Source organism: Superficieibacter electus, assembly GCF_002915575.1.
In the GTDB taxonomy this organism is placed as follows: Bacteria; Pseudomonadota; Gammaproteobacteria; order Enterobacterales; family Enterobacteriaceae; genus Superficieibacter; species Superficieibacter electus.
This window is the reverse complement of record NZ_PQGD01000001.1, coordinates 325,018-351,893: the sequence shown is the minus strand read 5'-3', so window position 1 is coordinate 351,893 and position 26,876 is coordinate 325,018. Positions and strand designations below refer to the sequence as shown.

18 protein-coding genes are annotated in these 26,876 nt (G+C 53.0%); 8 read left to right on the top strand and 10 right to left on the bottom strand.

Going from position 1 to position 26,876, the window contains the following annotated elements; all coding sequences use genetic code 11:
• Nucleotides 1–13: 13 nt before the first annotated feature.
• From glpC to glpA, 3 genes are read right to left on the bottom strand one after another with little or no spacing between them, the layout of a single operon-like run.
• Complete coding sequence (gene glpC, locus CHU32_RS01680; protein ID WP_103674343.1) at nucleotides 14–1,219, bottom strand: anaerobic glycerol-3-phosphate dehydrogenase subunit GlpC; 1,206 nt, start codon at nucleotides 1,217–1,219, stop codon at nucleotides 14–16.
• On the bottom strand, nucleotides 1,219–2,475 hold the full coding sequence (glpB, locus tag CHU32_RS01675; RefSeq protein WP_103674342.1) for a glycerol-3-phosphate dehydrogenase subunit GlpB: 1,257 nt from the start codon (nucleotides 2,473–2,475) through the stop codon (nucleotides 1,219–1,221). The genes glpC and glpB overlap by 1 nt, the downstream gene beginning before the upstream one ends.
• On the bottom strand, nucleotides 2,465–4,093 hold the full coding sequence (gene glpA, locus CHU32_RS01670) for an anaerobic glycerol-3-phosphate dehydrogenase subunit A (RefSeq protein ID WP_103674341.1): 1,629 nt from the start codon (nucleotides 4,091–4,093) through the stop codon (nucleotides 2,465–2,467). Before glpA ends, glpB begins: the two co-directional genes overlap by 11 nt.
• 263 nt (nucleotides 4,094–4,356) lie before the next feature.
• Here glpA and glpT point away from each other — a divergent pair, with 263 nt between their 5' ends.
• A complete protein-coding gene (gene glpT, locus CHU32_RS01665) occupies nucleotides 4,357–5,709 on the top strand; it encodes a glycerol-3-phosphate transporter (RefSeq protein WP_103674340.1) in 1,353 nt (450 codons plus the stop codon).
• 33 nt (nucleotides 5,710–5,742) lie between these two features.
• Here the strand turns inward: glpT and CHU32_RS01660 are convergent, their stop codons facing one another.
• Nucleotides 5,743–6,612 carry a LysR family transcriptional regulator gene (locus CHU32_RS01660; RefSeq protein ID WP_103674339.1) on the bottom strand — a complete coding sequence of 290 codons (870 nt, stop codon included), beginning with the start codon at nucleotides 6,610–6,612 and terminating at the stop codon, nucleotides 5,743–5,745.
• Nucleotides 6,613–6,796: 184 nt separating this feature from the next.
• On the opposite strand from CHU32_RS01660, the gene CHU32_RS01655 reads away from it, so the two are divergent.
• Entirely contained in the window at nucleotides 6,797–7,987 is a 1,191-nt protein-coding gene (locus tag CHU32_RS01655; RefSeq protein WP_103674338.1) for an MFS transporter, read from the top strand.
• A gap of 3 nt (nucleotides 7,988–7,990) precedes the next feature.
• Here CHU32_RS01655 and yfaE read toward each other — a convergent pair whose 3' ends face one another.
• From yfaE to ubiG, 4 genes are all read right to left on the bottom strand, one after another.
• Nucleotides 7,991–8,245 carry a class I ribonucleotide reductase maintenance protein YfaE gene (gene yfaE / locus CHU32_RS01650; RefSeq protein WP_103674337.1) on the bottom strand — a complete coding sequence of 85 codons (255 nt, stop codon included), beginning with the start codon at nucleotides 8,243–8,245 and terminating at the stop codon, nucleotides 7,991–7,993.
• A complete protein-coding gene (gene nrdB / locus CHU32_RS01645) occupies nucleotides 8,245–9,375 on the bottom strand; it encodes a class Ia ribonucleoside-diphosphate reductase subunit beta (protein ID WP_103674336.1) in 1,131 nt (376 codons plus the stop codon). Before nrdB ends, yfaE begins: the two co-directional genes overlap by 1 nt.
• A 60-nt stretch (nucleotides 9,376–9,435) precedes the next feature.
• On the bottom strand, nucleotides 9,436–11,721 hold the full coding sequence (gene nrdA / locus CHU32_RS01640; protein ID WP_103750765.1) for a class 1a ribonucleoside-diphosphate reductase subunit alpha: 2,286 nt from the start codon (nucleotides 11,719–11,721) through the stop codon (nucleotides 9,436–9,438).
• A gap of 342 nt (nucleotides 11,722–12,063) precedes the next feature.
• On the bottom strand, nucleotides 12,064–12,792 hold the full coding sequence (gene ubiG / locus CHU32_RS01630) for a bifunctional 2-polyprenyl-6-hydroxyphenol methylase/3-demethylubiquinol 3-O-methyltransferase UbiG (protein WP_103674334.1): 729 nt from the start codon (nucleotides 12,790–12,792) through the stop codon (nucleotides 12,064–12,066).
• Nucleotides 12,793–12,951: 159 nt separating this feature from the next.
• Here ubiG and gyrA point away from each other — a divergent pair, with 159 nt between their 5' ends.
• Together gyrA and rcsC are read left to right on the top strand one after the other, a co-directional pair.
• Complete coding sequence (gene gyrA / locus CHU32_RS01625) at nucleotides 12,952–15,588, top strand: DNA topoisomerase (ATP-hydrolyzing) subunit A (RefSeq protein WP_103674333.1); 2,637 nt, start codon at nucleotides 12,952–12,954, stop codon at nucleotides 15,586–15,588.
• Nucleotides 15,589–15,712: 124 nt separating this feature from the next.
• The gene (rcsC, locus tag CHU32_RS01620; protein WP_103674332.1) at nucleotides 15,713–18,562 is read left to right on the top strand and encodes a two-component system sensor histidine kinase RcsC; all 2,850 of its coding nucleotides are present in this window, start codon (nucleotides 15,713–15,715) and stop codon (nucleotides 18,560–18,562) included.
• A 38-nt stretch (nucleotides 18,563–18,600) separates the two neighbouring features.
• Here the strand turns inward: rcsC and rcsB are convergent, their stop codons facing one another.
• Complete coding sequence (rcsB, locus tag CHU32_RS01615) at nucleotides 18,601–19,251, bottom strand: response regulator transcription factor RcsB (RefSeq protein WP_103674331.1); 651 nt, start codon at nucleotides 19,249–19,251, stop codon at nucleotides 18,601–18,603.
• Nucleotides 19,252–19,267: 16 nt separating this feature from the next.
• Nucleotides 19,268–21,937 carry a phosphotransferase RcsD gene (gene rcsD, locus CHU32_RS01610; RefSeq protein WP_103674330.1) on the bottom strand — a complete coding sequence of 890 codons (2,670 nt, stop codon included), beginning with the start codon at nucleotides 21,935–21,937 and terminating at the stop codon, nucleotides 19,268–19,270.
• Between the two features lie 860 nt (nucleotides 21,938–22,797).
• Here rcsD and CHU32_RS01600 point away from each other — a divergent pair.
• The 4 genes from CHU32_RS01600 to alkB all read left to right on the top strand — a co-directional run bounded on the left by CHU32_RS01600 (nucleotide 22,798) and on the right by alkB (nucleotide 26,873).
• Nucleotides 22,798–23,916 (top strand): porin OmpC, encoded by a 1,119-nt coding sequence (locus CHU32_RS01600; protein ID WP_103674329.1) that lies wholly within the window; start codon nucleotides 22,798–22,800, stop codon nucleotides 23,914–23,916.
• A gap of 116 nt (nucleotides 23,917–24,032) precedes the next feature.
• A complete protein-coding gene (gene apbE, locus CHU32_RS01595) occupies nucleotides 24,033–25,088 on the top strand; it encodes an FAD:protein FMN transferase ApbE (protein WP_103674328.1) in 1,056 nt (351 codons plus the stop codon).
• Nucleotides 25,089–25,161: 73 nt separating this feature from the next.
• Nucleotides 25,162–26,223 (top strand): bifunctional DNA-binding transcriptional regulator/O6-methylguanine-DNA methyltransferase Ada, encoded by a 1,062-nt coding sequence (gene ada, locus CHU32_RS01590; RefSeq protein WP_103674327.1) that lies wholly within the window; start codon nucleotides 25,162–25,164, stop codon nucleotides 26,221–26,223.
• A complete protein-coding gene (alkB, locus tag CHU32_RS01585) occupies nucleotides 26,223–26,873 on the top strand; it encodes a DNA oxidative demethylase AlkB (protein ID WP_103674326.1) in 651 nt (216 codons plus the stop codon). Before ada ends, alkB begins: the two co-directional genes overlap by 1 nt.
• Nucleotides 26,874–26,876: the final 3 nt, after the last annotated feature.

Sequence of the window (26,876 nt, the reverse complement as noted above, 5' to 3'; positions counted from 1 at the left end):
CGGGCCTGATGGTTCAGGCCCGTGGCTGACTTCCCAGCGCTTGCGCCAGCAGAGTAAACGGATGTTCACAACGTTTACGGGTGGACATCTCGATCTGCCACTTACAGGTTTCACAATCTGTCACCACCAGATCTGCGCCGCTTTCTTCAATCTGGCGGAATAACGGCGCACCGATGGCCTGCGAAGTGGGATAATTTTCTTTCTTGAAACCGTAAGTTCCCGCAATACCGCAGCACTGTGAGTCCAGTACGGTCAACTCCAGCCCCGGGATCAGGCGCAGCAACTCAAGGGTATACAGCGTCCAGCCCATTTTTTCCATATGACAGGGAGTGTGATACACCACTTTCAGCGGTAGGGTTTTCAGCGGTAGCGTTTGCCCGGCATCCAGCCTGCGCCACAGCCAGCGAGTCGCCAGCTCAATATGTTCCCGCAGCCCGCTGTTATCCACCTCCAGCACCTGCGGATACTCATCGCGCAGCGCGAAGGTGCAGGTGGAAGAGGTTGCGATAACCGGAATCCCTTTCTCACTAATGGCTTCCCGTAGCGATGCCACATTACTGACCGCTTGTTTACGGGCTTTATCGTGAAAACCGTTAGCAATCAACGGCACGCCGCAGCATTTCTCTTTACTCAGCAACTGTACGCCGGTCCCGATCGCATTTAATACGCGAATTAAATCTTTACCCAGTTGGGGATGGTTGTAATTGACAAAACAGCCATGGAAAAAGGCCACCTGATCCTGATACTGCGCCTGTTGAGCCGCCACGCTGCGATACCAGCGGCGAAAGGTGCCGGAAGCGTATTTCGGCAGCGTGCGGCGATGATCGATTTTTAAGGCGTAGTCCAGCAACTGACGCACAGGTTTCAGCGAGGTGGCGGTATTTACCAGCGGTGCAATCGGCGTGGACAGGCTGCCCATCAAATCCGTATGGCTGAGGATCACGTTACGCAGTGATGGCCGGGAGGTATCGTAGCGGGCGCGGGCCTGCTGAACAATATCGCCAATTTTGACATCTGACGGACAGGCCACCTCGCAGCGTTTACAGTTGATACAGTACTTCAACGCTTCGTCATACAATGCGCCATCTTTCAGCCGCAGCCGTTCCCCATCCGGACCGGCTTGTTTGGGGCCGGGATAATGTGGATTAACGCGGCTCACCGGGCAGGCCGTCGTACAAACCGTGCATTTAATGCAGCTCTCAAAACGGGTGTCGCTCATCATTGACCTCCGGCTAACGCCGCAATTTGCTGCGCGGCAAACAGGGCGGTGACTGCGGATACGCCTCCGCCGCAACCCTGTGCAATTGGGTTGAATCCACCAAGCACCGCACCGATAGCGAACAGATTCGCGAGAGTTTTACCCTTCACCCGGGCACGCAGGGTGTTGTCAACCGTGACGCCAAACTGCTGCCAGGGCTGCGGAGCGAAAAAGTCATGTTGATACCAGTTGGCGCGATCGGATGTCTGCCTGACCTCAAGCCCGAAGATGGGTTCACGAATACCATTACGTTCAGCCAGCAGGCCATTGCTAAAAAAGCTACCGCTGGCCAGCACCACATAGCGCGGACGAAGCGGGATATCGGCGTGATGCCGGGTCCAGACTTCACTGACCATCCCGTCATGCTGCGTAACGCGGTTAACCTCATCGCCGGGCATCCAGATACCACCAGACTGAACAAACCGGCGTTGTAGCTGGCGGTGCAGCCGCAGGCCCGGCACCGAGGGCGGCAGGGTCGGTAGCAGATACAGAGGGCAGGGCAGACGCTGGTTTAACCAGTCCCAAAGCCGGTTATCCTCCAGCCCAAAGCACGCCGGCATCAACAAGCCCTCGCAGCGCTGCGCCAGCGGTAGTAATGCGTGATAAAGCGAGGGCCACTGCGCTTCATCGTCAAGAAAACGGGCAATGGTCACGGCACGAAACTCGGTAGGATTTTCGCGCAGTACATCCAGTACGGGCAGATCAATTTCCGCGACCTCGACCTCGGGACCGGCTTCACGCAGTGAGGCGGCGGCAAGATGAGGCTGGAAATCCATCATGCCGCCAATCCCTACCACGCCAATTCGTTTAGCATGCAGGGGGGCGACGGGCACTTCCTGGGGACTTAGCCAGGCTGTGCGTCGTGTACCCAGCGGCGTGATACGCGAATGATTGTGGCTGAGGCTGCCCTGCATCTGCGCCCCGCACTCTGCCAGCAGATGTTGGGCATAACGGGCCTGAGTCAGTACCGTCTCGCTCCCCAGCAGCGTATACGGATGTTCTGCCGACATCGTGTTAAGGCGCTCCAGCCCCTCACGAATATCGGTCACTGGCGTACCATCCGGCAGTTGGCTTAACAGGTCAAGCGAGCCGGACGAGAAGGCGAGGGCGCTCTGGCCCCGACTGACAATGGCGCAGCGCAGACCGGCTTTCTGTAATGGCAGTGCGCACAACAGACCTGACAGTCCACCGCCAATAATGACCGTATCAAACTTCATGCTTTGACTCCTTCTCAAGCCCGCACAGTCCCTGATAAACCCAGCGCGTAAATTCACTTTCCCGCAGCGCATCACCCCACGCGATAGGCTGGACCCCCTTCCAGCGTTCGTTAAGAAAGTCGGAAAGCTGACTAAGCGACTGCGCTGCAGTAGTAACGTTAAAACGCTGGAGCAGGCCCGCCGCGCGGCAGGCGCAAAGTTCGCCCTGACAGGTTCCCATCCCGACGCGGGTACGACGACGCAGATCGAGCAAACTATTCACCGCCAGATTTTCTATTGCATACTGTATTTCTCCGGCAGTGACCGCCTCACATTCGCACACCACGCTACGGTGCCATCGTCCCTCACCCAGCCAGCCTGGCGTGCGGTCGCCGTGGCGATATACCGCTGAACCACGCAGCGGAGCAGGAAGGGAAATAATGCGTTGCAGGGCGTCTTTTGCCGAACCCTGCGATCCGGGGAGTGGTGCACTGGCCGTCGTACACGACGCGTGATGTCCGAGTTTGCGGCAAACGGCATCGGTAGCCCATTCTGCCATCAGCCGGTAGGTCATCAGCTTGCCGCCGGTGATGGTAATAAAACCTTCCATCCCGTCACGACTGGCGTGATCGAGCAGGACAATTCCCCGGCTGACGTTGCGCCCGCTGGGGTCATCATCACAGGCCACCAGCGGACGCACCCCGGCGTAGGCGCGTAAAATGCGGGTGTTGGCCATCACGGGAGCCAGTTTTTCCCCTTCACGTAGCAAAATATCAACTTCGGCAGCGGTCACCCGGTTCTGGTCTATCTCATCGTAATTAATATGTAGCGAGGTGGTGCCGATCAACGAGATAGTGTCGCCAGGCACCAGAATATCGGCGTCTGCAGGCTTGCGACAGCGGTTGATCACATGCTGATTAATCCGATGGTCGAGTATTAGCAGCGATCCTTTAGCGGGGAACATGCGAATACTCAGGTCGGCATACTCGGCGATACGCTGGCCCCAGATACCCGCCGCGTTGACCACGACCGGTGCGTAAAGCGCGTGGGCTTCGCCGGTCAAATGGTTTATGACGTTGACGCCGCGCACCGTAGCCCCGTCGCGAATAAGGCCGGTTACTTCGTATCCAGTCAGAATGGTCGCACCGTGCTCGCGGGCATCCAGCATATTCGCCGCCGTCAGGCGGAAGGGATCGATAGTGCCATCCGGAACCCTGACCGCGCCTGTTAACTGCGGATTGGCAGCGGGTTCAATCTGCCGGGCCTGCAGCGGATCGATAATCTCAGCATGAATCCCGGCGGCTTCGCAGGCGCTGACAAAGGTCGCCTGATAAGCTAAGTCGTCTTCAGGCAGGGTAATGAATAATCCCTCTGTGGGTTCAACGCAGTGACGGGCAATACGTTTGAGGATCTGATTTTCGCGAATGCATTCGCGGGCAGATTCGCTGTCGGTGACCGCATAACGCGCGCCGCTGTGAAGTAATCCGTGGTTGCGTCCCGTTGCACCCGTCGCAATGTCATGCCTTTCCAGCAGTGTGACGTGCAGTCCGCGCAGAGCGCAATCACGCGCGATACCCGCACCGGTGGCTCCTCCACCAATGATAATTACATCACTCTCGTGCGTCCGCTGTGCGCTCATCGCTTTCTCCTGACTGTTCGTTTCTTAACATTTAGCCATACAAAGCGTAAGGAATGTTTGATTTCGAGCACATTCGCGCATTTTACGAAGGCGAATTGTGAGCTAATGCGCCTTTTTGAACATTTGTCATAAAAATGTAACAATCTATGCTTTACTTCACGAAGCAGTCCCTCGTTTTTTACGTAATGAAAATATATGCAGCCAGGAGAAACCTTACTTGCGCTGCTTTTACCTCTGAATATGACATGGCCACGGAGGCGATTATGCTGAGTATTTTTAAACCTGCACCTCACCGGGCGCGCCTGCCAGCTGCGGAAGTGGACCCGACGTATCGTCGGCTACGCTGGCAGATATTTTTGGGGATCTTCTTTGGTTACGCCGCCTATTATCTGGTGCGTAAAAATTTTGCCCTCGCGATGCCCTACCTGGTTGAGCAGGGGTTTTCGCGGGGCGATCTGGGTTTCGCTCTCTCGGGGATCTCAATTGCCTATGGTTTTTCTAAATTTATTATGGGGTCGGTCTCCGACCGATCGAATCCGCGTGTTTTTCTTCCGGCAGGGTTAATTCTTGCCGCCGCCGTGATGCTGTTTATGGGGTTTGTGCCCTGGGCTACCTCCAGTATTGCTGTCATGTTTGTGCTGCTGTTCCTCTGCGGCTGGTTTCAGGGGATGGGATGGCCGCCGTGTGGACGCACGATGGTCCACTGGTGGTCACAAAAAGAGCGCGGCAGTATTGTCTCCGTCTGGAACTGCGCGCATAACGTGGGTGGCGGTATTCCTCCGCTGCTGTTCTTACTGGGCATGGCGTGGTTTAACGACTGGAAAGCGGCGCTCTATATGCCAGCATTCGCCGCGATTATGGTAGCGGTAGTTGCCTTTGCGCTGATGCGCGATACTCCGCAATCCTGCGGCTTACCGCCTATAGAAGAGTATAAAAACGACTACCCGGATGATTATAACGAGAAAGCAGAAGAGGAACTGACGGCGAAGCAAATCTTTATGCAGTACGTATTGCCCAACAAACTGTTGTGGTATATCGCCATTGCGAACGTTTTTGTCTATTTGCTGCGCTACGGCATTCTTGACTGGTCGCCAACCTACCTGAAAGAAGTGAAGCATTTTGCGCTGGATAAATCGTCCTGGGCCTACTTCCTTTATGAGTATGCCGGAATACCCGGTACGTTGCTGTGCGGCTGGATGTCGGATAAGGTCTTTCGCGGCAACCGGGGCGCGACCGGCGTCTTTTTTATGACCCTGGTGACTATCGCCACGGTAGTTTACTGGCTGAACCCGCCGGGAAATCCGACAATCGATATTATCTGTATGATCACCATCGGCTTTCTGATTTACGGCCCGGTCATGTTGATTGGCCTGCATGCGCTGGAACTGGCCCCGAAAAAAGCTGCTGGCACGGCAGCCGGTTTTACCGGCCTGTTTGGGTATCTTGGCGGCTCGGTAGCGGCCAGTGCAATTGTGGGTTATACCGTTGATTTCTTTGGCTGGGACGGCGGATTTATCGTGATGATCGGCGGTAGTGTACTGGCAGTATTGCTGTTGATTGTGGTGATGATCGGCGAGAAACGTCACCACGCTGAACGTCAGCACAAACGACGTTAAATGTAGCCGGGCGGCCGGCGCCGCCCGGCTATTTCACGCCATGGCTGCCTGTTGCAGACAGGTATTGAGCAAGGCAAGCGGGCTCCCGCCGATCGGTTCTTCTTTACAGACCAGTGAAATCGTACGGTAAAAGGTGGGTTCCAGCGCGACAGAACACAGGTTGTGCTCCACGCTTTTCAGCGTCAGTTCAGGCAGCAGAGCAATACCCAATCCCTGGCGAATAAAACTGATTGCTGTCGCCGGATGGTTAAATTCATATTTAATCACCGGCGTGATATTCCTTTCTTTAAAAAGGCTCATAATGCTTAATTCATAGCGCCCTTTGCTAATAATCAGCGGTTCGTTGAATAACGCTTCAAGCGTAACATATTCACGCTGTGCAAAAGGGTGATGGTCGGGGACGACCACGCAAAATTTGTCGGTATAGACCGGCACAGAATACATCCCCTTGACAGGAATATGCACAAAGCCTGCGTCAATATTTTCTTTTTGCAAAGAATCTATTATTTCTGCACTATTCGCTTCATACGGAATAATTTTAATATGCGGATAATGTGTTTCGAAGTAGCGTACAACACGCGGTAAAATACAGGCGCAGACGCTGGGAAAGCAGCCGATACGGATTTGGCGCGTGGGGGTATTTTTCTCCTGCTCGGCAATCTCACGTATAGCGTTCACCTCGTGCATGATGGCGCGTATGTGGGTCACAATCCGTTCTCCGGCAGCCGTAAGCTGTAATGCTTTGCGCCGCTCACGAATCAGAATTTTGATACCGAGTTCTTCTTCAATAGATGAAATAGCCTGACTGACCGCGGACTGGCTCATATAAAGGCGCTTACCCGCTTCCGTAAAACCACCGTATGCCAGTACGGCCAGCAGAGCATTCATTTGAATAATAGTCATAAGTCTTTTCTAATTAATATCATTAAAACGATTAATTTTACTAATCATGCTCGTAAACTTATACTTTTTCTGTCGATTAACTCACAAAATGACGCCCGGTATTTATAAGTATTGTGAATATATTGTAGTGAATGCTTAAGCGAGCACTACAAACCTGCGCGCCGTCTGAACAGGTTTAGTTTCTATGAAAGAAAAGCTCTGGACAAAAGATTTTTGGGCCATAACTATTATCAGCTTTATTATATTTTTTGTCTTTTATGTACTGCTTACACTACTTCCTATATATATTGCGGATAATCTGCACGCCACGGCAGATAAAGCCGGTTTATTAGTCACATTCTTTCTGGGAGCGGCGATCGTTATTCGCCCGTTTGCCGGGCAGTGGGTCGGTAAATATTCGAACAAAACGGTTCTGGTGCTTTCTTCTCTGGCCTATTTGATTATCACCGCGCTGTATCCTTTCTGTCATTCTATTGAAGTACTGCTGCTGGTTCGCGTACTGCATGGTGTCGCCTTCGGGGTGATTACGACAGTGAAGGGGACGATTTCAGCGCGGCTGATACCGGCCTCCCGACGTGGAGAGGGCATCAGTTTTTTCTCATTAGCAATGGGACTGGCAATGGTGGTAGGGCCATGGGTCGGTCTTAATATGGCGCGACATGCGCTTTATATTCCGGCGTTCTGGCTGTGCACCGCCGTCGCGTTGGTGGGCATCCTGCTGTCCTTTATTGTTGCGGTGCCACCGGTGATCCGCCATGCTGATGGCTCTGCGCCAAAACTGGGCTTCGCTGCCATGTTTGACCGTGGTGCGATGCCTTTCGCCGTCGTCACATTCTTTATGACTTTTGCTTATGCCGGCGTATCTGCTTTTCTTTCACTTTATGCTCGTGAGCTGGATTTGATGGCGGCGGCCAGTAATTTCCTGCTGTGCTACGCGGTGTTCCTGATGATATGTCGAACCTTTACGGGGAATATCTGCGACAAAAAGGGGCCAAAGTACGTGGTATATCCCTGCCTGTTGGCCTTTACCATTGGACTGGTGGTGCTTGGTTATACTCATGGCAGCGTGATGATGATCCTTTCCGGTGCGCTGATAGGCATCGGTTATGGGTCAGTGACGCCGGTTTTTCAGACCCAGATTATCAGCTCAGTTGAACCGCATAAAATTGGCGTGGCAAACTCACTGTTTTTTAATGCGATGGATGCAGGCATGGCCATTGGGGCTTTCATTATGGGCCTGATGGTGGAAGGCGCAGGATACCGGGCTATTTATCTGATGGGCGCGGTGGTGGTTATGCTTGCCGGCGCACTCTATATTGTACAGATGAAAAGGCGTGGAAACGTCAAACTGGTTTCCACACACGAATTGCATTAACGGTTACATTTCCAGTTCAATATCACCTTTTGCCCTGCAACAGCAGGGCAAAATTTCGCCGGGCTGGATAAATGCCAACGGCTGGGTCAGCCATTCTACCTGTCCCGCCACCAGCCGGGTGCGGCAGGAACCGCAGTAGCCCTCACGGCACTGATACTCCACCGTCACCTGATGAAATTCCAGCGCGGCCAGCAGCGACGGATGTTCATCCTGGCACAGCAGATGTGTGCCAGTGATGCGCAGTGTAACCCGGCTCATCAGAGTTGGAAGTCGCTCAGATCGTCAGTATTGACTTCAGAGTCAATCTGACCGACCAGATAAGAACTGACTTCCACTTCCTGCGGCGCGACCTGCACGTTGTCGGAGACCAGCCAGGTGTTGATCCACGGGATCGGGTTCGAGCGGGTCTGGAACGGCAAATCAAGCCCGACAGCCTGCATACGGATATTCGTGATGTACTCAATGTACTGGCACAGAATATCTTTGTTCAGGCCGATCATCGAGCCGTCGCGGAACAGGTAGCCTGCCCACTCTTTTTCCTGCAATGCCGCCTGCACAAACAGGTCATAGCATTCCTGCTTACACTCTTCGGCAATCTCTGCCATTTCCGGGTCATCGTTGCCGGAGCGCAGCAGATTCAGCATATGCTGGGTTCCGGTCAGATGCAGCGCTTCGTCACGGGCAATCAATCGGATGATCTTGGCGTTGCCTTCCATCAGTTCACGCTCGGCAAAGGCGAACGAGCAGGCGAAGCTGACGTAAAAGCGGATGGCTTCGAGCGCGTTAACGCTCATCAGGCACAGATAGAGTTTTTTCTTCAGCTCGCGCAGGTTAACGGTAATCGTTTTACCGTTTACCTGGTGCGTACCAACGCCGAGCAGATGCCAGTAGCTGGTCATCTCGATTAATTCATCGTAGTAGCTGGAAATGCCGTCCGCACGCTTCTGGATCTGCTCGTTGGTAACGATATCGTCAAACACGATCGCCGGATCGTTCACAATGTTGCGAATAATGTGGGTATAGGAGCGCGAATGAATCGTCTCGGAAAACGCCCAGGTCTCGACCCAGGTTTCCAGTTCCGGGATTGAAATCAGCGGCAGCAGGGCCACGTTCGGGCTACGGCCCTGAATGGAGTCCAGCAGCGTCTGATACTTCAGGTTGCTGATGAAAATATGTTTTTCGTGCTCTGGCAGCGCCTGATAGTCGATGCGGTCGCGGGAAACGTCCACTTCTTCCGGACGCCAGAAGAAGGAGAGTTGCTTTTCAATCAGCTTTTCAAAGATGTCATATTTTTGCTGATCGTAGCGTGCCACGTTCACCGGCTGGCCAAAAAACATAGGTTCCAGCAACTGGTCGTTTTTCGTCTGTGAAAAGGTGGTGTATGCCATGAATTGGAGTCCTTTATAGGATGAATGCCGGGTGGCGCTTTGCCTACCCGGCATCGTTCATCAGATCTTACATGCGCCGCTTTCGCAGCCATCATCCTGAATAGACGGTGCCAGGTCATCCTGGGCATCTTCCGCGCCATCGCGGGTGTTCTGATAGTACAGGGTTTTCACGCCAAATTTGTAGGCGGTAAGCAGGTCTTTCAACAACTGCTGCATCGGCACTTTTCCGGACGGGAAACGCGTCGGGTCATAGTTGGTGTTGGCTGAGATCGACTGGTCGATAAACTTCTGCATAATTCCCACCAGCTGCAGGTAGCCGTCGTTGTTTGGCATTTCCCACAGCAGTTCGTAATTGTTTTTCAGGTGCTCATAATCCGGCACGACCTGGCGCAGAATACCGTCCTTCGATGCTTTAATGCTGACATGGCCGCGCGGTGGCTCAATCCCATTGGTGGCGTTTGAAATCTGCGAGGAGGTCTCAGACGGCATCAGCGCAGAGAGCGTGGAATTGCGCAGGCCGTGGGTTTTCACGGATTCACGCAGTGCTTCCCAGTCATAATGCAGCGGCTCGCTGGTGATCCCGTCGAGATCTTTCTTATAGGTGTCGATCGGCAGAATCCCCTGCGCATAGGTGGTTTCATTAAACCACGGGCAGGCACCTTGTTCTTTCGCCAGCTCGTTCGACGCTTTCAACAAATAGTACTGAATGGCTTCGAAAGTCTGGTGGGTCAGATTGTTGGCGCTGCCATCAGAGTAACGTTTACCGTTTTTCGCCAGCCAGTAGGCGAAGTTAATCACGCCGATACCCAGCGTACGACGACCCATCGCACCGCGTTTGGCCGCCGGAATCGGGTAGTCCTGATAGTCGAGCAGGGCGTCCAGTGCGCGAACGGCCAGCACCGCCAGATCTTCGAGTTCGTCGAGGTTTTTAATCACCCCGAGGTTAAAGGCGGACAGCGTACACAGCGCAATTTCACCGTTTTCGTCATTAACATCGAGCAGCGGTTTGGTCGGCAGCGCGATTTCCAGGCACAGGTTCGATTGACGAACCGGCGCAACCTGCGGATCAAACGGACTGTGAGTATTGCAGTGGTCAACGTTCTGAATGTAGATACGACCGGTAGAGGCACGCTCCTGCATCATCAGCGAGAACAGCTCAACCGCTTTGATGCGCTGTTTACGGATGCTGTCATCTTGTTCATATTGGGTGTACAGACGTTCAAATTCATCCTGATCGGCGAAGAAGGCGTCGTACAGGCCGGGAACGTCAGACGGGCTGAACAGCGTGATGTCGCCGCCTTTGAGCAGACGGGTATACATCAGTTTATTGATCTGCACGCCGTAGTCCATGTGGCGCACGCGGTTGCCTTCAACGCCACGGTTGTTTTTCAGCACCAGCAGGCTTTCCACTTCCAGATGCCACATCGGGTAGAACAGCGTTGCGGCTCCGCCGCGCACGCCGCCTTGCGAGCAGGATTTGACCGCCGTCTGGAAGTGTTTGTAGAACGGAATACAGCCGGTGTGGAACGCTTCACCGCCGCGGATCGGGCTGCCCAGCGCACGAATGCGGCCGGCGTTGATACCGATACCGGCACGCTGAGAAACGTATTTCACAATCGCGCTGGAAGTGGCGTTAATGGAGTCGAGGCTGTCACCACACTCAATCAGTACGCAGGAACTGAACTGACGGGTCGGAGTGCGCACGCCGGACATAATCGGCGTCGGCAGAGAAATTTTGAACGTCGATACCGCATCATAAAAACGCTTCACGTAATCGAGACGGGTTTCGCGCGGATAGTTAGAGAACAGGCATGCGGCAACCAGAATATACAGGAACTGCGCGCTTTCGTAGATTTCACCGCTGACGCGGTTCTGCACCAGGTATTTTCCTTCCAGTTGCTTAACGGCAGCGTAGGAGAAGGTCATATCCCGATCATGGACGATAAACGCGTCCATCTGCTTGAACTCTTCTTCCGTGTAGTCTTCCAGCAGATGTGTATCGTACTTGCCTAGCTCAACCATTCTGGTCACGTGGTCGTGCAGTGCAGGCGGTTCAAACTGCCCGTAGGCTTTTTTACGCAGATGGAAAATCGCCAGGCGGGCGGCCAGATATTGATAATCCGGCGCATCGCGGGAAATCAAATCCGCTGCGGCTTTGATAATCGTCTCATGGATATCGGAAGTCTTAATGCCATCATAAAACTGGATATGCGAGCGCAGTTCTACCTGCGAAATGGAGACGTTATTCAGCCCATCTGCCGCCCAATCCAGCACGCGATGGATTTTGTCGAGATTGATGCGCTCAGTGCGACCGTCACGCTTTGTCACCAGCAGACTCTGATTCATGTGCTTTTTACCTGTCCGTGAAGAAATATCCCCCGCTTATCCACAAAACGTCGCTGTGACTAACTCTGTGGATAAATACTATATGTAGGGGGTGATGAATAAAATGAACGCTATATGGTGAGTATTCTAGTAAGGATTCTTTTGAGCACAAGAGTTGATTTTGAGGTTAAATTGAGGTTGCGAAAGCGTAAGAAAGGCAAAATCCACGTCACATAAGGGCTGGAGGGCATGTCAATAATCTGGAAAAAAAATAGATATTTTGATCGAGCGCTGATTTCTTCAACGAATAAAAAGATTGCGCCTTTTGATACCGCGCAATCTTTAGAAATTTTTTTGCTAACGTCAGTCGTTTTTCGCCGTGGTGTGCAACATGTAGTTAACGTCAACGCCAGGGGCGAGTTTAAACGTATTGCTCAGCGGATTATAATGCAGACCGGTCATATGGATCTCTTTAAGCGAGGTCTGATCCACCCAGCCCAGCAGTTCGGAAGGGCGAATAAATTTCTTCGCATCGTGCGTTCCTTTCGGCACCATGCGCAAAACATACTCAGCCCCAACCACCGCCATCAGCCAGGCTTTACCATTACGATTAATGGTAGAGAAGAAAACATGCCCGCCGGGTTTAACCAGTTGCGCACAGGCGTTCACCACGGATTGCGGGTCAGGTACGTGCTCAAGCATTTCCATGCAGGTGACCACATCATAGTGCTGCGCATGTTTTGCCGCATGTTCCTCGACCGTCTCCTGCACATAGTCTACCTCAATCCCGGATTCCAGTGCGTGCAGACGGGCTACCTGTAACGGCTCCGCGCCCATATCCAGCCCGGTGACGTTTGCACCTTCACGCGCCATACTTTCAGCGAGAATGCCGCCGCCGCAGCCGACGTCCAGCACCTTTTTACCAAACAAGCCACCTGAGCGCTCCGCGATGTAACCCAGACGCAACGGGTTGATTCGGTGCAGAGGTTTAAACTCGCCTTCCAGATCCCACCAGCGTGACGCCACCGCTTCAAATTTAGCAATCTCCTGATGGTCAACATTCGGGGCCACCGGGGTTTTTTCGGCATTCATTGGCACTTTTACTCCTTATTTGGCAAGTCGTTTGAGTATATCAGCACTGCGCGATGAAGAAAGCCTTCCCGCAGCGCCATTCCCTTTACCTGTCTCATTACGATTGTGTTATAATTTGCGACCTTTGAATCCGGGACACAGTAGAGGGATAGCGGTTAGATGAGCGACCTTGCGAGAGAAATTACACCGGTTAACATCGAGGAAGAGCTGAAGAGCTCCTATCTGGATTATGCGATGTCGGTCATTGTTGGCCGTGCGCTGCCGGACGTCCGAGATGGCCTGAAGCCGGTTCACCGTCGCGTACTATACGCCATGAACGTATTGGGCAATGACTGGAACAAAGCCTATAAAAAATCAGCCCGTGTCGTGGGTGACGTTATCGGTAAATACCACCCTCATGGTGATACCGCCGTTTACGACACCATTGTTCGTATGGCGCAGCCATTCTCCTTGCGTTACATGCTGGTAGATGGCCAGGGTAACTTCGGTTCTGTCGATGGCGACTCCGCCGCAGCGATGCGTTATACGGAAATCCGTATGTCGAAAATCGCTCACGAACTGATGGCCGATCTCGAAAAAGAGACGGTGGATTTCGTCGATAACTACGACGGAACGGAACGCATTCCAGATGTCATGCCAACTAAGATCCCGAACCTGTTAGTCAACGGTTCCTCGGGGATCGCGGTCGGGATGGCGACCAACATTCCGCCGCACAACCTGACCGAAGTGATTAACGGTTGTCTGGCGTATGTTGATGACGAAGACATCAGCATTGAAGGGCTGATGGAACACATTCCCGGTCCGGACTTCCCGACGGCGGCGATCATCAACGGTCGTCGTGGTATTGAAGAAGCCTATCGTACCGGGCGTGGCAAAGTGTATATCCGCGCCCGCGCGGAAGTCGAAGCCGACGCCAAAACCGGGCGTGAAACCATTATCGTGCATGAAATTCCGTATCAGGTGAACAAAGCGCGCCTGATCGAGAAAATCGCCGAACTGGTGAAAGACAAACGCGTTGAAGGCATCAGCGCACTGCGTGACGAGTCTGATAAAGACGGTATGCGCATTGTGATTGAAGTGAAGCGTGATGCGGTGGGTGAAGTTGTCCTCAACAACCTTTACTCGCAGACGCAGCTCCAGGTGTCCTTCGGTATTAACATGGTGGCACTGCACCATGGTCAGCCGAAGATCATGAACCTGAAAGAGATCATCGCCGCTTTCGTACGCCACCGCCGTGAAGTGGTGACGCGCCGTACTATCTTTGAACTGCGTAAAGCCCGCGATCGTGCGCATATCCTTGAAGCGCTGGCGATTGCGCTGGCCAACATCGACCCGATTATCGAGCTTATTCGTCGTGCGCCGACGCCGGCCGAAGCGAAAGCCGCCCTGGTGGCGCGCTCGTGGGATCTGGGTAACGTTTCTGCAATGCTGGAACGCGCAGGCGATGACGCCGCGCGTCCGGAATGGCTGGAGCCAGAGTTTGGCGTGCGTGACGGTCAATATTATCTGACTGAACAGCAGGCACAGGCAATCCTGGATCTGCGTTTGCAGAAACTGACCGGCCTTGAGCATGAAAAACTGCTCGACGAGTACAAAGAGCTGCTGGAACAGATTGCGGAACTGCTGCACATTCTGGGCAGCGCTGAACGGCTGATGGAAGTGATCCGCGAGGAGCTGGAACTGGTACGCGATCAGTTTGGCGATGCGCGTCGCACAGAGATCACCGCCAACAGCGCTGATATCAACATTGAAGATCTGATTAGCCAGGAAGACGTGGTCGTCACGCTTTCTCATCAGGGCTATGTGAAATATCAGCCGCTGACCGATTACGAAGCCCAGCGTCGCGGTGGCAAAGGCAAATCAGCCGCCCGTATTAAAGAAGAAGACTTTATCGATCGCCTGCTGGTGGCCAACACCCATGACACCATCCTCTGCTTCTCCAGCCGGGGTCGTTTGTACTGGATGAAGGTTTACCAGTTGCCGGAAGCCAGTCGTGGCGCACGTGGTCGTCCGATCGTCAACCTGCTGCCGCTGGAAGCCAACGAGCGTATTACCGCTATTCTGCCGGTACGTGAGTACGAAGAGGGCGTCAACGTCTTCATGGCAACCGCCAGCGGTACGGTGAAGAAAACGGCGCTGACCGAGTTCAGCCGTCCGCGATCTGCCGGTATTATCGCGGTGAATCTGAATGAAGGCGACGAGCTGATTGGCGTTGATCTGACCTCCGGGGCGGATGAAGTCATGCTGTTCTCGGCGGCCGGTAAAGTGGTGCGCTTTAAAGACAGCGCGGTCCGTGCGATGGGCCGTACGGCGACCGGCGTACGCGGTATCAAACTGGCGGGCGTTGATAAGGTTGTGTCGCTTATCGTGCCGCGCGATGAAGGCGCAATCCTGACCGTTACGCAAAATGGTTACGGTAAGCGTACCGCGCAAAGCGAGTATCCGACCAAATCACGTGGTACGCAGGGCGTTATCTCTATCAAGGTTACCGAGCGCAACGGTTCCGTGGTTGGCGCGGTCCAGGTCGATGATTGCGATCAGATTATGATGATCACCGATGCCGGTACGCTGGTGCGTACCCGCGTATCGGAAATCAGCGTGGTAGGTCGTAACACCCAGGGCGTGATCCTCATCCGCACGGCGGAAGACGAAAACGTGGTCGGTCTCCAGCGTGTTGCCGAGCCGGTGGATGATGAAGAACTGGATTCGATCGACGGCAGTGTTGCGGAAGGGGATGAAGACATTGCCCCGGAAGCAGATACTGATGATGACGTGGCGGACGACGCTGACGAGTAACGCACTATACAACGTATGACGCGTAAAAAAAGGGCTGGATCTTCCGGCCCTTTTTATTGCCGTTGCGGGTAGCGTGTTTTACCGCTACTTTATTTCCATTCGATTGTTCTGATGGCTGCTTCCTTTGAAATACCTTGCCTCTTTTCGTAGCACTCTTAAAATCTCGCGCTATATGTTTCGCGCGCTGGCGCTGCTGCTCTGGCTGCTTATCGCGCTGGCCTCCGTCTTTTATATCGTCAATGCTCTTCACGACCGCGAAGCGGAGATTCATCAGGAGTTCACCCTGAGTGCCGATCAGGCGCAGCGCTATATACAGCGCACGTCGGATGTGATGAAAGAGCTAAAATATATCGCTGAGAATCGTCTCACCGCCGAAAATGGCGTATTGACGGGACGTAACCGGCTTAATGATATGAATGTCCCGGAATTTGCGCCGCTATTTCCTGATTCTGACTGTACCTCCATGGGGACGGCATGGCGGGGATCGCTGGAGTCCATGGCGTGGTTTATGCGCTACTGGCGGGATAATTTTTCCGCCGCCTACGATTTGAATCGTGTATTCCTGATCGGCGGCGAAAATCTGTGTATGGCGAACTTTGGTTTGCGCGATATTCCGGTTGAGCGCGATGAAGCCCTGAGTGCCTTGCATGAACGGATCATGAAATACCGTAGCGCGCCCCAGGAAGAACGCAGTGATAATCTGTTCTGGATCAGCCGGGGACCGCGTCCTGGGGTAGGGTATTTCTATGCGCTGACCCCGGTCTACCTGGCAAACCGTCTTCAGTCGCTACTGGGCGTCGAGCAGACCATCCGGATGGAAAACTTTTTTACACCGGGTAATTTGCCCATGGGCGTGACCATTCTGGATGAAAATGGTCATTCCTTAATTTCCCTGACCGGACCGGAAAATACCCTGCAAATCGATTCCCGCTGGCTGCAGGAACGGATGTGGTTTGGCTATACCTCCGGCTATCACGAGCTGGTGCTGAAGAAAAATCTGCTGCCATCTTCGCTGAGTATCGTGTATTCAGTGCCGGTAGATGTCGTACTGGAACGTCTGCGGATGTTGATCATGAATGCGCTACTGCTGAACATCCTGGTTGGCATCGGCCTGTTCTGGCTGGCACGCCTCTATGAGCGCAGGCTGTTTATTCCGGCTGAAACGGATGCGCAGCGGCTGGAAGAACATGAGCAGTTTAACCGCAAAATCGTGGCTTCTGCCCCGGTAGGGATCTGCATTCTACGTACCCTTGATGGTACTAACATTTTGAGTAACGAACTGGCGCATGACTACCTCAACATGCTCACCCATGAAGACCGCCAGCGGCTGACGCAAATTATCTGTGGCCAGCAGGTTAACTTTGTTGATGTGCTGACCAGCAACAATACTAATCTGCAAATCAGCTTTGTTCACTCGCGCTATCGCAATGAGAATGTGGCAATTTGCGTGCTGGTCGATGTCTCTTCACGCGTCAAAATGGAAGAGTCGCTGCAGGAAATGGCCCATGCCGCTGAGCAGGCCAGCCAGTCGAAATCCATGTTCCTGGCAACCGTCAGCCATGAACTGCGCACGCCGCTGTACGGCATTATCGGTAACCTCGATTTGCTGCAAACTAAAGCATTGCCGAAAGGTGTTGATCGGCTGGTTACGGCAATGAATAACTCATCGGGACTGCTGCTGAAAATTATTAGCGATATTCTCGATTTTTCGAAAATCGAATCCGAGCAGCTAAAAATCGAGCCGCGTGAATTTTCGCCGCGCGAAGTGATGAGCCACATCACTGCCAATTACCTGCCGCTGGTGGTCAGAAAACAGCTTGGTCTGTATTGCTTTGTGGAGCCTGACGTACCGCTGCAAATGAAAGGCGATCCGATGCGCCTGCAACAGGTGATCTCCAATCTGCTCAGCAACGCGATTAAATTCACCGATACCGGCTGCATCATTTTGCATATCCAGCGTAGTGAAGAGTACTTGTCTATCCGCGTGCGTGACACCGGGGTGGGTATTCCGGCAAAAGAGGTTGTGCGTCTTTTCGATCCGTTTTTCCAGGTCGGTACCGGCGTGCAGCGCAACTTTCAGGGGACCGGGCTGGGGCTGGCGATCTGCGAGAAGCTCATCGGCATGATGGACGGCGATATTTCAGTGGATACTGAACCTGGTATGGGCAGCCAGTTTACGATCCGTATTCCGCTGTATGGCGTGGAGAATATGCCGGAAATCGTCCTGCACGGTCTGAGCGATAAGCGCTGCTGGCTGGCGGTAAACAATGCGTCGCTGTACCTGTTCCTGGAGAATCTACTCCAGCGTCAGGGCGTGCGGGTTGAGCGCTATGAAGGGCAATATCCCGATCATGAAGATACGCTGATCACCGACGGCACGGCACCACAGGCGTGGAGTGGCCGGGCGACGATCACCTTCTGTCGTCGCCATATCGGGATTCCTCAGGAGCGCTCACCAGGTGAGTGGGTACATAGCGTGGCATCGCCGCACGAATTGATCGCATTAATGGCGAGGATTTATAGCCTGGATGTGGAAGGTTCCCAGAGCGGCGCGGCGGCGTTGCCTGCGGGTGAAACGACGATGGCAGTTAATGACGACATGATGATTCTGGTGGTTGACGATCATCCGATTAACCGGCGTTTACTTGCCGACCAGCTCGGATCGCTGGGTTACCAGTGTAAAACGGCCAACGACGGTGTGGATGCGCTCAATGTATTGAGCAAAAATCACATTGATATCATTCTGAGCGACGTCAACATGCCGAATATGGACGGCTACCGTCTCACGCAACGTATTCGCCAGTTAGGACTGACGTTGCCGGTGGTAGGGGTGACCGCGAACGCGCTGGCAGAAGAGCGACAGCGTTGTCTGGAATCCGGCATGGATAGCTGTTTGTCTAAGCCCGTTACGCTGGATGTGCTGAAACAGACATTGACGACCTATGCGAGTCGCGTCAGAAAGGCCAGAGGGTAGGGACTTTACCCCGGCGATGTGCCGGGGTGAAAAGAGGATTATTCTTTATCGGCAGACGACAGCGTCACCGAGGAGAGATAATTCAGCAGGGCAATATCGTTCTCAACACCCAGTTTCATCATCGCTGATTTTTTCTGGCTGCTGATGGTTTTGATGCTGCGGTTGAGTTTTTTGGCAATTTCGGTGACCAGGAACCCTTCCGCAAACAAACGCAGTACTTCGCTTTCTTTCGGTGACAGACGTTTGTCGCCGTATCCGCCGGCACTGATTTTTTCCAGCAGGCGCGACACGCTTTCAGGCGTAAACTTCTTGCCTTTTTGCAGCGCTGCCAGCGCTTTTGGCAAGTCGGTTGGCGCACCTTGTTTGAGTACGATCCCTTCGATATCCAGTTCCAGCACCGCGCTCAGGATCGCCGGGTTATTATTCATTGTCAGTACAATGATGGAAATGCCGGGGAAATGGCGCTTGATATACTTGATCAAAGTGATCCCGTCGCCATATTTGTCGCCTGGCATGGAAAGATCGGTGATCAGCACATGAGCGTCCAGCTTCGGCAGGTTATTAATCAACGCTGTGGAGTCTTCAAATTCGCCGACAACATTCACCCATTCGATCTGTTCCAGAGATTTACGAATACCAAACAGGACGATGGGATGATCATCGGCAATAATTACGTTCATGTTGTTCATCTATAAGGCTACCTTGCTACAGTAAGCTCTTGACGTAAGCGTCAATGTCGCTGATGTATTTTTTTATGCCTGGAGCGTCTTTCTCACGAATGACCTGTTCCAGAGTTTCACATAGCTGCTTGCCGGGCACCAGATTAAGCATGGCAAATACTCCCTTCAGGCGGTGAGCCGTCTGCGCCAGCGCAGCGAAATCATCCGTTGCCGCTTCAGTATACAACTTCTTAACATCATCCGGTACCGTGTCAACAAACAGCGCATAATAGCCGCTGGCGTGAAGCTCGGCGTTTTCATTGTTTGCGCCGGGGGACTCCACACTCTCTTCCTGAGCCAGTTGCTCTTCTATCAGTTGCAGTACAGCATCCTGCATAGCATTGCTCATATTAAAGTTGACCCGCAGCTGACCGGGGCCAATTTTTCGCACGCCAGGCTCATCATCGCTTAAAAGCAAGCCTGCGGCTGTAAGATTAGACGGATTATCTGTTAAAAAGAGATCAAATTCTTGACTACCGCCTCTTTCGTCTAAAGAGATGCAGGTGGCTCCCCAGTTTTCCAGCTGTCTTACGACAATACTGCGGATTTCACTGGAAGTGATATCGATCATCGCAACGACGTCATCCAGCAGACGCTCGTCAGATTCCGTGTCCGGTGCGCTGGCAGCCATTTTTACATGCAATAAATAGCGCGTGCCCAGTTCGTCATGGGATTTGATATTAAGATGCCCGCCGAGTCTACGCGCCAACTGGTCGCAAAGCCAGAAGGTGAGCGCGTTAGCTTTACCGTACAAATCAGCCTGCGTGTCATTGAGGAACGGGAAGTGAAGATTGTCAATTTCACGCGGGGAGACACCGTTGCCGGTATCAAGAATGCGGAACGTTAAACGATCCTCCGCCGATTCATCGGCATTCACTTCGAGGGTGATCTTGCCGATAGAGGTGGCTGTAACCGCATACTGGATAAGCAGCAGCAGAATACGCCGCAGGGCATCCCGGTCGCCGTAACGTTGTTCGCTGGCAGACAAATTATTATTGATTAACAGTTGCAAACCTTTACGTTTCACTACCGGCAGAACGTCTGGCACCACTTCATTAATTAATTCCTGAATAGAAAATTCACGTGGGGCACTCTGCCAGCTGCCATCTTCCAGCATGTTCGCCAGTTGGATCTCATCGACCAGCCGCACCAGAACATCGGCGTGATGGGCGAGTTTCTGACTTTGCTCTGTGCCTAGCATCGCGGCTTGCGAGGCCAGGGCTTTGGCCGGTTGTTTCAGGGCTTCGCCAATATGATGCATAAACGCGACGCGGCCCTGCTGGTTTTTTTCATACAGCCGCTGAGCCTGCTTGAGTTTTTTACTCACCAGAACTTCTCTGTCCTGATCGCGGATAATAAATATTTGCGTGCGCGGCACGGCCTGACTGCGGAACTGGCGGATTTCATACAACTCATTGTTGATGGTTGCCTGGATCACGCCCTGATGCTGGTCCGCCATGCTGGTTATATTCTGCAAATTAAGATGCGGCAGCAAATGATCGGCGATTTTATTGCTCATGACTGTCCGGTTGGACTCGAGATCGTGTACCAGCAACCCTAATGGGAGCAGAGATACAATCTCTTCATTGATAGCGCGTAATACCCGGAGTTCATTATTAACAACCGCAGGCGCGGAGGGTTCGCCCTGCTGGCGTACCGGCTGATGACGAAAAGTGGTATAGCCAAACAGCGCCAGCGCCAGCAGGCCGATATTCAGCAGCAGCGGTAAAAGAATATTTTGCAGGGTGTCCAACAGCAGTGTGGCGAAAGGAACCTGCCACACCAGGCGCATGCCGGTGGAATTGATCGCGGAGGCAATCTCAATGCGCGAGCCATTAAGATTGACACTGGCACTGTCGGCCGCTTCTTTTTCCGCGCCACGCAGGGCTGACGGTGCGTTATCCTGTTCCAGACGGAAACTATCCAGCGGCATCGTGGGTGGGATAATATCGTTAACAGGCAAATCAAACGCAACGACCGTTGCCAGATGGCCCGGCTGATTAAACGTAGTACGTAACGTAAAGTAATAGCCATTTTGCCAGGCGAGGCGGCGCAGAGAGGAAAAACTTTCCCGCTCGTCCAGTGAATTGGCCTGCTGTAGCATCTCAGCGCGGCGGGAATCCACAATATTGCCTACGTTCGATTCTTTAAACCCGGAGGAGAGATCTTTCAGGGGCAGCGTTGAGACCAGAATCAAGCTGTTGTCCTGGCCGTTGAGATAATACATCGACCAGGGCACCGTTTCTGCGCCCCATAAGGTGTCGAGATAGGTTGACATCCGCTGGGTCATTTCCAGCGTCGAACTGTCGTGCGAGCCAAAAATAAGCGCTTCGGTTTTCCGGCGCGGTTTTTCAAGGTAGTACACATCCTGCTTCAGACGTGTTTCCTGTAACCCTTCTCCGGCGTTAAGCGGTGTGGCAGCAACGTTGTCATAAAGCTGCCAGGTGGCGTAACGCCAGGTATCAACCCGTTTATGGATTGCATGGGTGATGTCGACAACCTGATAGCTCTTATCTTTAAGCCAGGCGTTTACCGCGCTCTGGATCATCACACCCATTGTTACCAGTAATACAATGATCAGTAACAGGAAGTAGCGCGTGAGGCTCGTGGGCATTAAGGAAAACTTAGAAGGGCTCATTGTATCAGACTGACTCATTATGCATGTGTACCCGCACTGAAATAAGGAAAAACTCAGAGCCCGAGTGCAACTGAGAGACTGTATTGACCATGCTTTAGCGGCTAATCAACCCTGGCAAACTGATGTAAGCCTTTACGCTGCATGATTTTGTACTGCTGGCAGTATAAAGGGTACTGGCCGAATTTCCAGACTCTTAACGAGGTCGTTACGGACTTTTTACCATAGCAACAGGCTTTCAGCGTGCGCCGGGCATCTCTCATAACGACACTCTGTACCCTTCAGAAACGACAGCATATAAAGATCTGAGAGCACAAAATATCAAAAAAAAGGTGCTCAGACGAAGCGGTAATTATCACACTAAGTTATTAAAATGATTAATTAATAGTCGTTATAATTTCTTCTGGGTAGTACATCTTCAATGCAGAAACGTAAAGAAAGGTAAAAAAAAACCGGACGCGAAGCATCCGGTGGAAATAGGGGTAAACAGACATTCAGAACTGAATGACGGTAATAAATAAAGTTAATGATGATAGCGGTATCTATTCTAGTCGCCTTAGTGGTATTTGTTTTGGCAATCAGTGCTATAACCCGATCTGGGTATAATACATTGATTGTAAATGGAAATATTTATATTTTGATTATTGATGCGTAAATCTTTAGCTATTTGTGGCAAAAAAAAGTTCCCGGAAATTCACAAAATGAAACATCTACATGGAAAACTGAAACATCTTAGAAGTTTTCGTATCATATTCCAGTTGGATTATTCTGTATTTTGCCGCAAAATGGTTTCGCCGACGGGTTAGTGGGTAACCAATAACCAGTAAAGCAGTGGCAACTAAAAAAAGCATATAAAAGGCATATAACAGAGGGTTAATAACATGAAAGTTAAAGCACTATCCCTCCTGGTACCAGCTCTGCTGGTAGCAGGCGCAGCAAATGCGGCTGAAGTTTATAACAAAGACGGCAACAAATTAGACCTGTACGGTAAAGTTGATGGTCTGCACTATTTTTCCGATGATGACGGTAGCGACGGCGACCAGACCTACGTGCGTATCGGCTTCAAAGGTGAAACCCAGGTTAATGACCAGATCACCGGCTACGGCCAGTGGGAATACCAGGTTCAGGGTAACACTGATGAAGGTTCAAACGATTCCTGGACGCGTGTTGGCTTCGCGGGTCTGAAATTTAACGAAGCCGGTTCTTTCGACTACGGTCGTAACTATGGCGTTGTTTACGATGTGACCTCCTGGACCGACGTTCTGCCTGAGTTCGGCGGCGATACCTACGGTGCGGACAACTTCCTGCAATCTCGTGCTAACGGTGTAGCAACCTACCGTAACACCGACTTCTTCGGTCTGGTAGACGGTCTGAACTTTGCTGTCCAGTATCAGGGCAGCAACGGCAATACCAGCGGTGAAGATGCCGGTGGCCGCAGCGTGCTGCGTCAGAATGGTGATGGTTTTGGTGGTTCTTTAACTTACGATCTGGGTTCTGGTTTCAGCGTGGGTGGTGCGGTTGCCAGTTCTAAACGTACCTCTGACCAAAACGATCTGCCGGGTATCTACGGTAACGGCGATCGTGCGACCACCTACTCTGGCGGCCTGAAATATGACGCTAACAACGTCTATCTGGCAGCGCAGTATACTCAGTCTTATAACGCAACCCGTTTCGGTGGCAGCAGCGGTGCTGACGCGTACGGTTTTGCTGACAAAGCGCAAAACTTTGAAGCCGTGGCTCAGTACCAGTTCGACTTCGGCCTGCGTCCGTCCGTAGCTTACCTGCAGTCCAAAGGTAAAGACGTGAATAATGGCGTCGTTAACTATGGCGATCAGGATCTGCTGAAATACGTTGATGTAGGCGCGACTTACTACTTCAACAAAAACATGTCCACCTACGTTGATTATAAAATCAACCTGCTGGACGACAACGACTTTACCCGCGCAGCGGGTGTAAGCACTGACGATATCGTTGCGCTGGGCCTGGTTTACCAGTTCTGATGTGCTGACTTATCGATAAAGGGCCTGCGGGCCCTTTTTATTTGCGCACGGATCGATCGTTCTAAAACCGATGAACAGGTGTACTCTTACGCTCCTCAGTAAGAGGATAAAAATCAATGGAAACCACTTTTTTTCGCGCGGCGTTTTTGACCGCCGTTGTTTTACTTACCGGGTGTGACAATGCGCCGGTTTCTGCCCCATCCAGTGCCACGCCACCTACCGTACTGGAAGGGAAAACCATGGGGACCATGTGGCGGGTTAGCGTTATCAACGTAGAGCCTGAGCAAAAAGAGACCCTACGGCAAAAAATTCAGACCCAGCTTGATGCTGATGACCAGCTTCTTTCGACCTGGAAACCAGACTCCGCTTTAATGCGCTTTAACCATTCGCAGAGTACGACTCCATGGCCTGTCAATGAAGCGATGGCAGACATCGTCACCGAGGCACTGCGCGTTGGCGATAAGACGAATGGGGCGATGGATATCACCGTGGGGCCGCTGGTGAATTTATGGGGCTTTGGTCCGGATAAACAGCCGGTATCTACCCCGGACGATGCACAAATCGCCGACGCCAGAGCGCGTACCGGTCTCCAGCATCTCTCCGTTATTTCTCAGGCCGGGCAGCAGTATTTGCAAAAAGATATAGCCGATTTATTTGTTGATCTTTCAACGGTAGGAGAGGGCTATGCAGCCGATCATCTTGCCAGGCTAATGGAGCAGGAAGGCCTGTCTCGTTATCTGGTTTCCGTCGGTGGGGCCCTGGTCAGTCGCGGTATGAATGGTGAGGGCAAACCGTGGCGGGTGGCTATACAAAAACCGACCGATCGGGAAAATGCCGTTCAGGCAATTGTGGATATTAACGGCCACGGTATCAGTACTTCCGGTAGCTACCGCAACTATTATGAACTTGACGGCAAGCGTATCTCTCACGTTATCGATCCCCATAGCGGACGACCTATAACGCATCAACTGGTGTCGGTGACGGTGATTGCGCCCAGTGCGCTGGAAGCCGACAGCTGGGATACCGGCCTGATGGTGCTGGGGCCCGAGCAGGCAAAAGAGGTGGTCCGCGAGCAGGGACTGGCGGTTTATATGATAGTTAAAGAGGGAGATGCCTTCAAAACCTGGATGTCACCTCAGTTTTCCGCCTTTTTGCTCAGTGAAAAAAATTAAAAAGCAAGATTGTCGGTTTTTAATGGTCGGTGTTTTGCCAGAGTAGAGCTACCCTTATAGCAGGAGCCTGCTTATGAAACATCACACCATTAATGAAGATGAGCGCTGCTGGCAGGCGGTGCTCGATCGCGATACCCGCGCTGACGGTCAGTTTGTTTTTGCCGTCGTGACAACGGGCATCTTTTGTCGTCCTTCCTGCCGGGCGCGCCACGCGCTACGGCAAAACGTGCGTTTCTACGCTGATGCACCGGCGGCGCTGGCTGCCGGTTTTCGCCCCTGCAAACGCTGCCAGCCAGCGGGATTGTCACCGCAAATGAAGTACGCCGATCTGGTGGCGCGAGCCTGCCGCCTTCTGGAGCAGGACACGCCGGTCACGCTGGATAAACTGGCGCACGCTCTGGGAGTCAGTCCTTTTCATTTACACCGTCTGTTCAAATCGGCTACCGGCATGACGCCTAAAGCCTGGCAGCAGGCACACCGCGCCCGGCGTTTGCGTGACGCGCTGACAAAGGGTGAAGCTATTACCGAGGCGGTATTGAACGCCGGGTTTTCCGCCAGCAGCGCCTTTTATCGTCATGCCGATGCCACCCTCGGCATGACCGCGCGTCAGTACCGCAGCGGGGGCGACGCGCTAAGCATCCGCTATATTCTTGAACGTTGTTCCCTGGGGCGATGTCTGGTTGCCACCAGCGAGCGTGGCGTATGTGCGATTTTGCTGGGTGAAGATGATGAGGCGCTGACGGCTTCACTGAAAGCGATTTTCCCACTGGCGCAATGTAGGCCAGGGGACGCGGAATTTATTGCACAGCTGCGTCAGGTGATTGCCCGACTGGACGGTAATCCTGCGCCTCTTACACTGCCGCTGGATATTCGTGGCACGGCTTTCCAGATGCGCGTCTGGCAGGCATTGCGGGACATTCCCGCCGGTGAGACCCGAAGTTATCAACAAATCGCGCAGGCAATTGGTCATCCCCGCGCCGTGCGTGCCGTTGCCAGCGCCTGCGCGGCGAATAAACTGGCATTAGTGATCCCTTGTCACCGGGTTGTCCGGGGAGATGGATCGCTCTCTGGCTATCGCTGGGGTGTGGCGCGAAAAGCCGCTTTATTACGCCGCGAAACGCAGCAGGAGGAGTAATGCTCGATCTGTTCGCCGATGCTGAACCCTGGCAGGAGCCGCTGACCTCCGGCGCAACCATTCTGCGCCGTTTCGCCCTCAGTCGTGCAGCCTCGTTGCTGGCGGCGATCGATGAAGTCGCCCGCATCTCGCCGTTCCGCCAGATGATCACGCCCGGCGGCTATACCATGTCGGTGGCGATGACCAACTGTGGGCCGCTGGGCTGGACTACCGACAGCCGGGGTTACTTTTATTCTCCTCGCGATCCGCTAACCGAGGCGTTCTGGCCGCCATTGCCAGATATCTTTCGTACGCTTGCCGATGACGCGGCAACGGCGGCAGGTTATCCCGATTTTATTCCGGATGCCTGCCTGATCAACCGCTATCTGCCAGGAACAAAGTTGTCGCTACATCAGGACAAAGATGAAAAAGAACTTCGCGCACCCATTGTATCGGTGTCGTTGGGGCTACCGGCCATTTTTCAGTTCGGGGGCCTGAAACGAAGCGATCCTCTGCAGCGCACGTTGCTGGAGCATGGAGATGTTGTGGTATGGGGCGGTCCATCGCGGCTTTTTTATCATGGCGTTCAGCCGGTGAAAGAGGGCGATCATCCTGCCACCGGACGCTGCCGCTACAATCTTACTTTCCGTCAAACGGGCATAGTTGAATAAAAA

Excerpts from the sequence above, each read along its gene's own strand:
- rcsD (WP_103674330.1), bottom strand. The coding sequence starts at position 21,937 with ATGAGTCAGTCTGATACAATGAGCCCTTCTAAGTTTTCCTTAATGCCC.
- CHU32_RS01655 (WP_103674338.1), top strand. The coding sequence starts at position 6,797 with ATGAAAGAAAAGCTCTGGACAAAAGATTTTTGGGCCATAACTATTATC.
- glpA (WP_103674341.1), bottom strand. The coding sequence starts at position 4,093 with ATGAGCGCACAGCGGACGCACGAGAGTGATGTAATTATCATTGGTGGA.
- CHU32_RS01600 (WP_103674329.1), top strand. The coding sequence starts at position 22,798 with ATGAAAGTTAAAGCACTATCCCTCCTGGTACCAGCTCTGCTGGTAGCA.
- glpB (WP_103674342.1), bottom strand. The coding sequence starts at position 2,475 with ATGAAGTTTGATACGGTCATTATTGGCGGTGGACTGTCAGGTCTGTTG.
- nrdB (WP_103674336.1), bottom strand. The coding sequence starts at position 9,375 with ATGGCATACACCACCTTTTCACAGACGAAAAACGACCAGTTGCTGGAA.
- apbE (WP_103674328.1), top strand. The coding sequence starts at position 24,033 with ATGGAAACCACTTTTTTTCGCGCGGCGTTTTTGACCGCCGTTGTTTTA.
- rcsB (WP_103674331.1), bottom strand. The coding sequence starts at position 19,251 with ATGAACAACATGAACGTAATTATTGCCGATGATCATCCCATCGTCCTG.
- ubiG (WP_103674334.1), bottom strand. The coding sequence starts at position 12,792 with ATGAATGCCGAAAAAACCCCGGTGGCCCCGAATGTTGACCATCAGGAG.
- ada (WP_103674327.1), top strand. The coding sequence starts at position 25,162 with ATGAAACATCACACCATTAATGAAGATGAGCGCTGCTGGCAGGCGGTG.
- yfaE (WP_103674337.1), bottom strand. The coding sequence starts at position 8,245 with ATGAGCCGGGTTACACTGCGCATCACTGGCACACATCTGCTGTGCCAG.
- glpT (WP_103674340.1), top strand. The coding sequence starts at position 4,357 with ATGCTGAGTATTTTTAAACCTGCACCTCACCGGGCGCGCCTGCCAGCT.
- glpC (WP_103674343.1), bottom strand. The coding sequence starts at position 1,219 with ATGAGCGACACCCGTTTTGAGAGCTGCATTAAATGCACGGTTTGTACG.
- CHU32_RS01660 (WP_103674339.1), bottom strand. The coding sequence starts at position 6,612 with ATGACTATTATTCAAATGAATGCTCTGCTGGCCGTACTGGCATACGGT.
- nrdA (WP_103750765.1), bottom strand. The coding sequence starts at position 11,721 with ATGAATCAGAGTCTGCTGGTGACAAAGCGTGACGGTCGCACTGAGCGC.
- alkB (WP_103674326.1), top strand. The coding sequence starts at position 26,223 with ATGCTCGATCTGTTCGCCGATGCTGAACCCTGGCAGGAGCCGCTGACC.
- gyrA (WP_103674333.1), top strand. The coding sequence starts at position 12,952 with ATGAGCGACCTTGCGAGAGAAATTACACCGGTTAACATCGAGGAAGAG.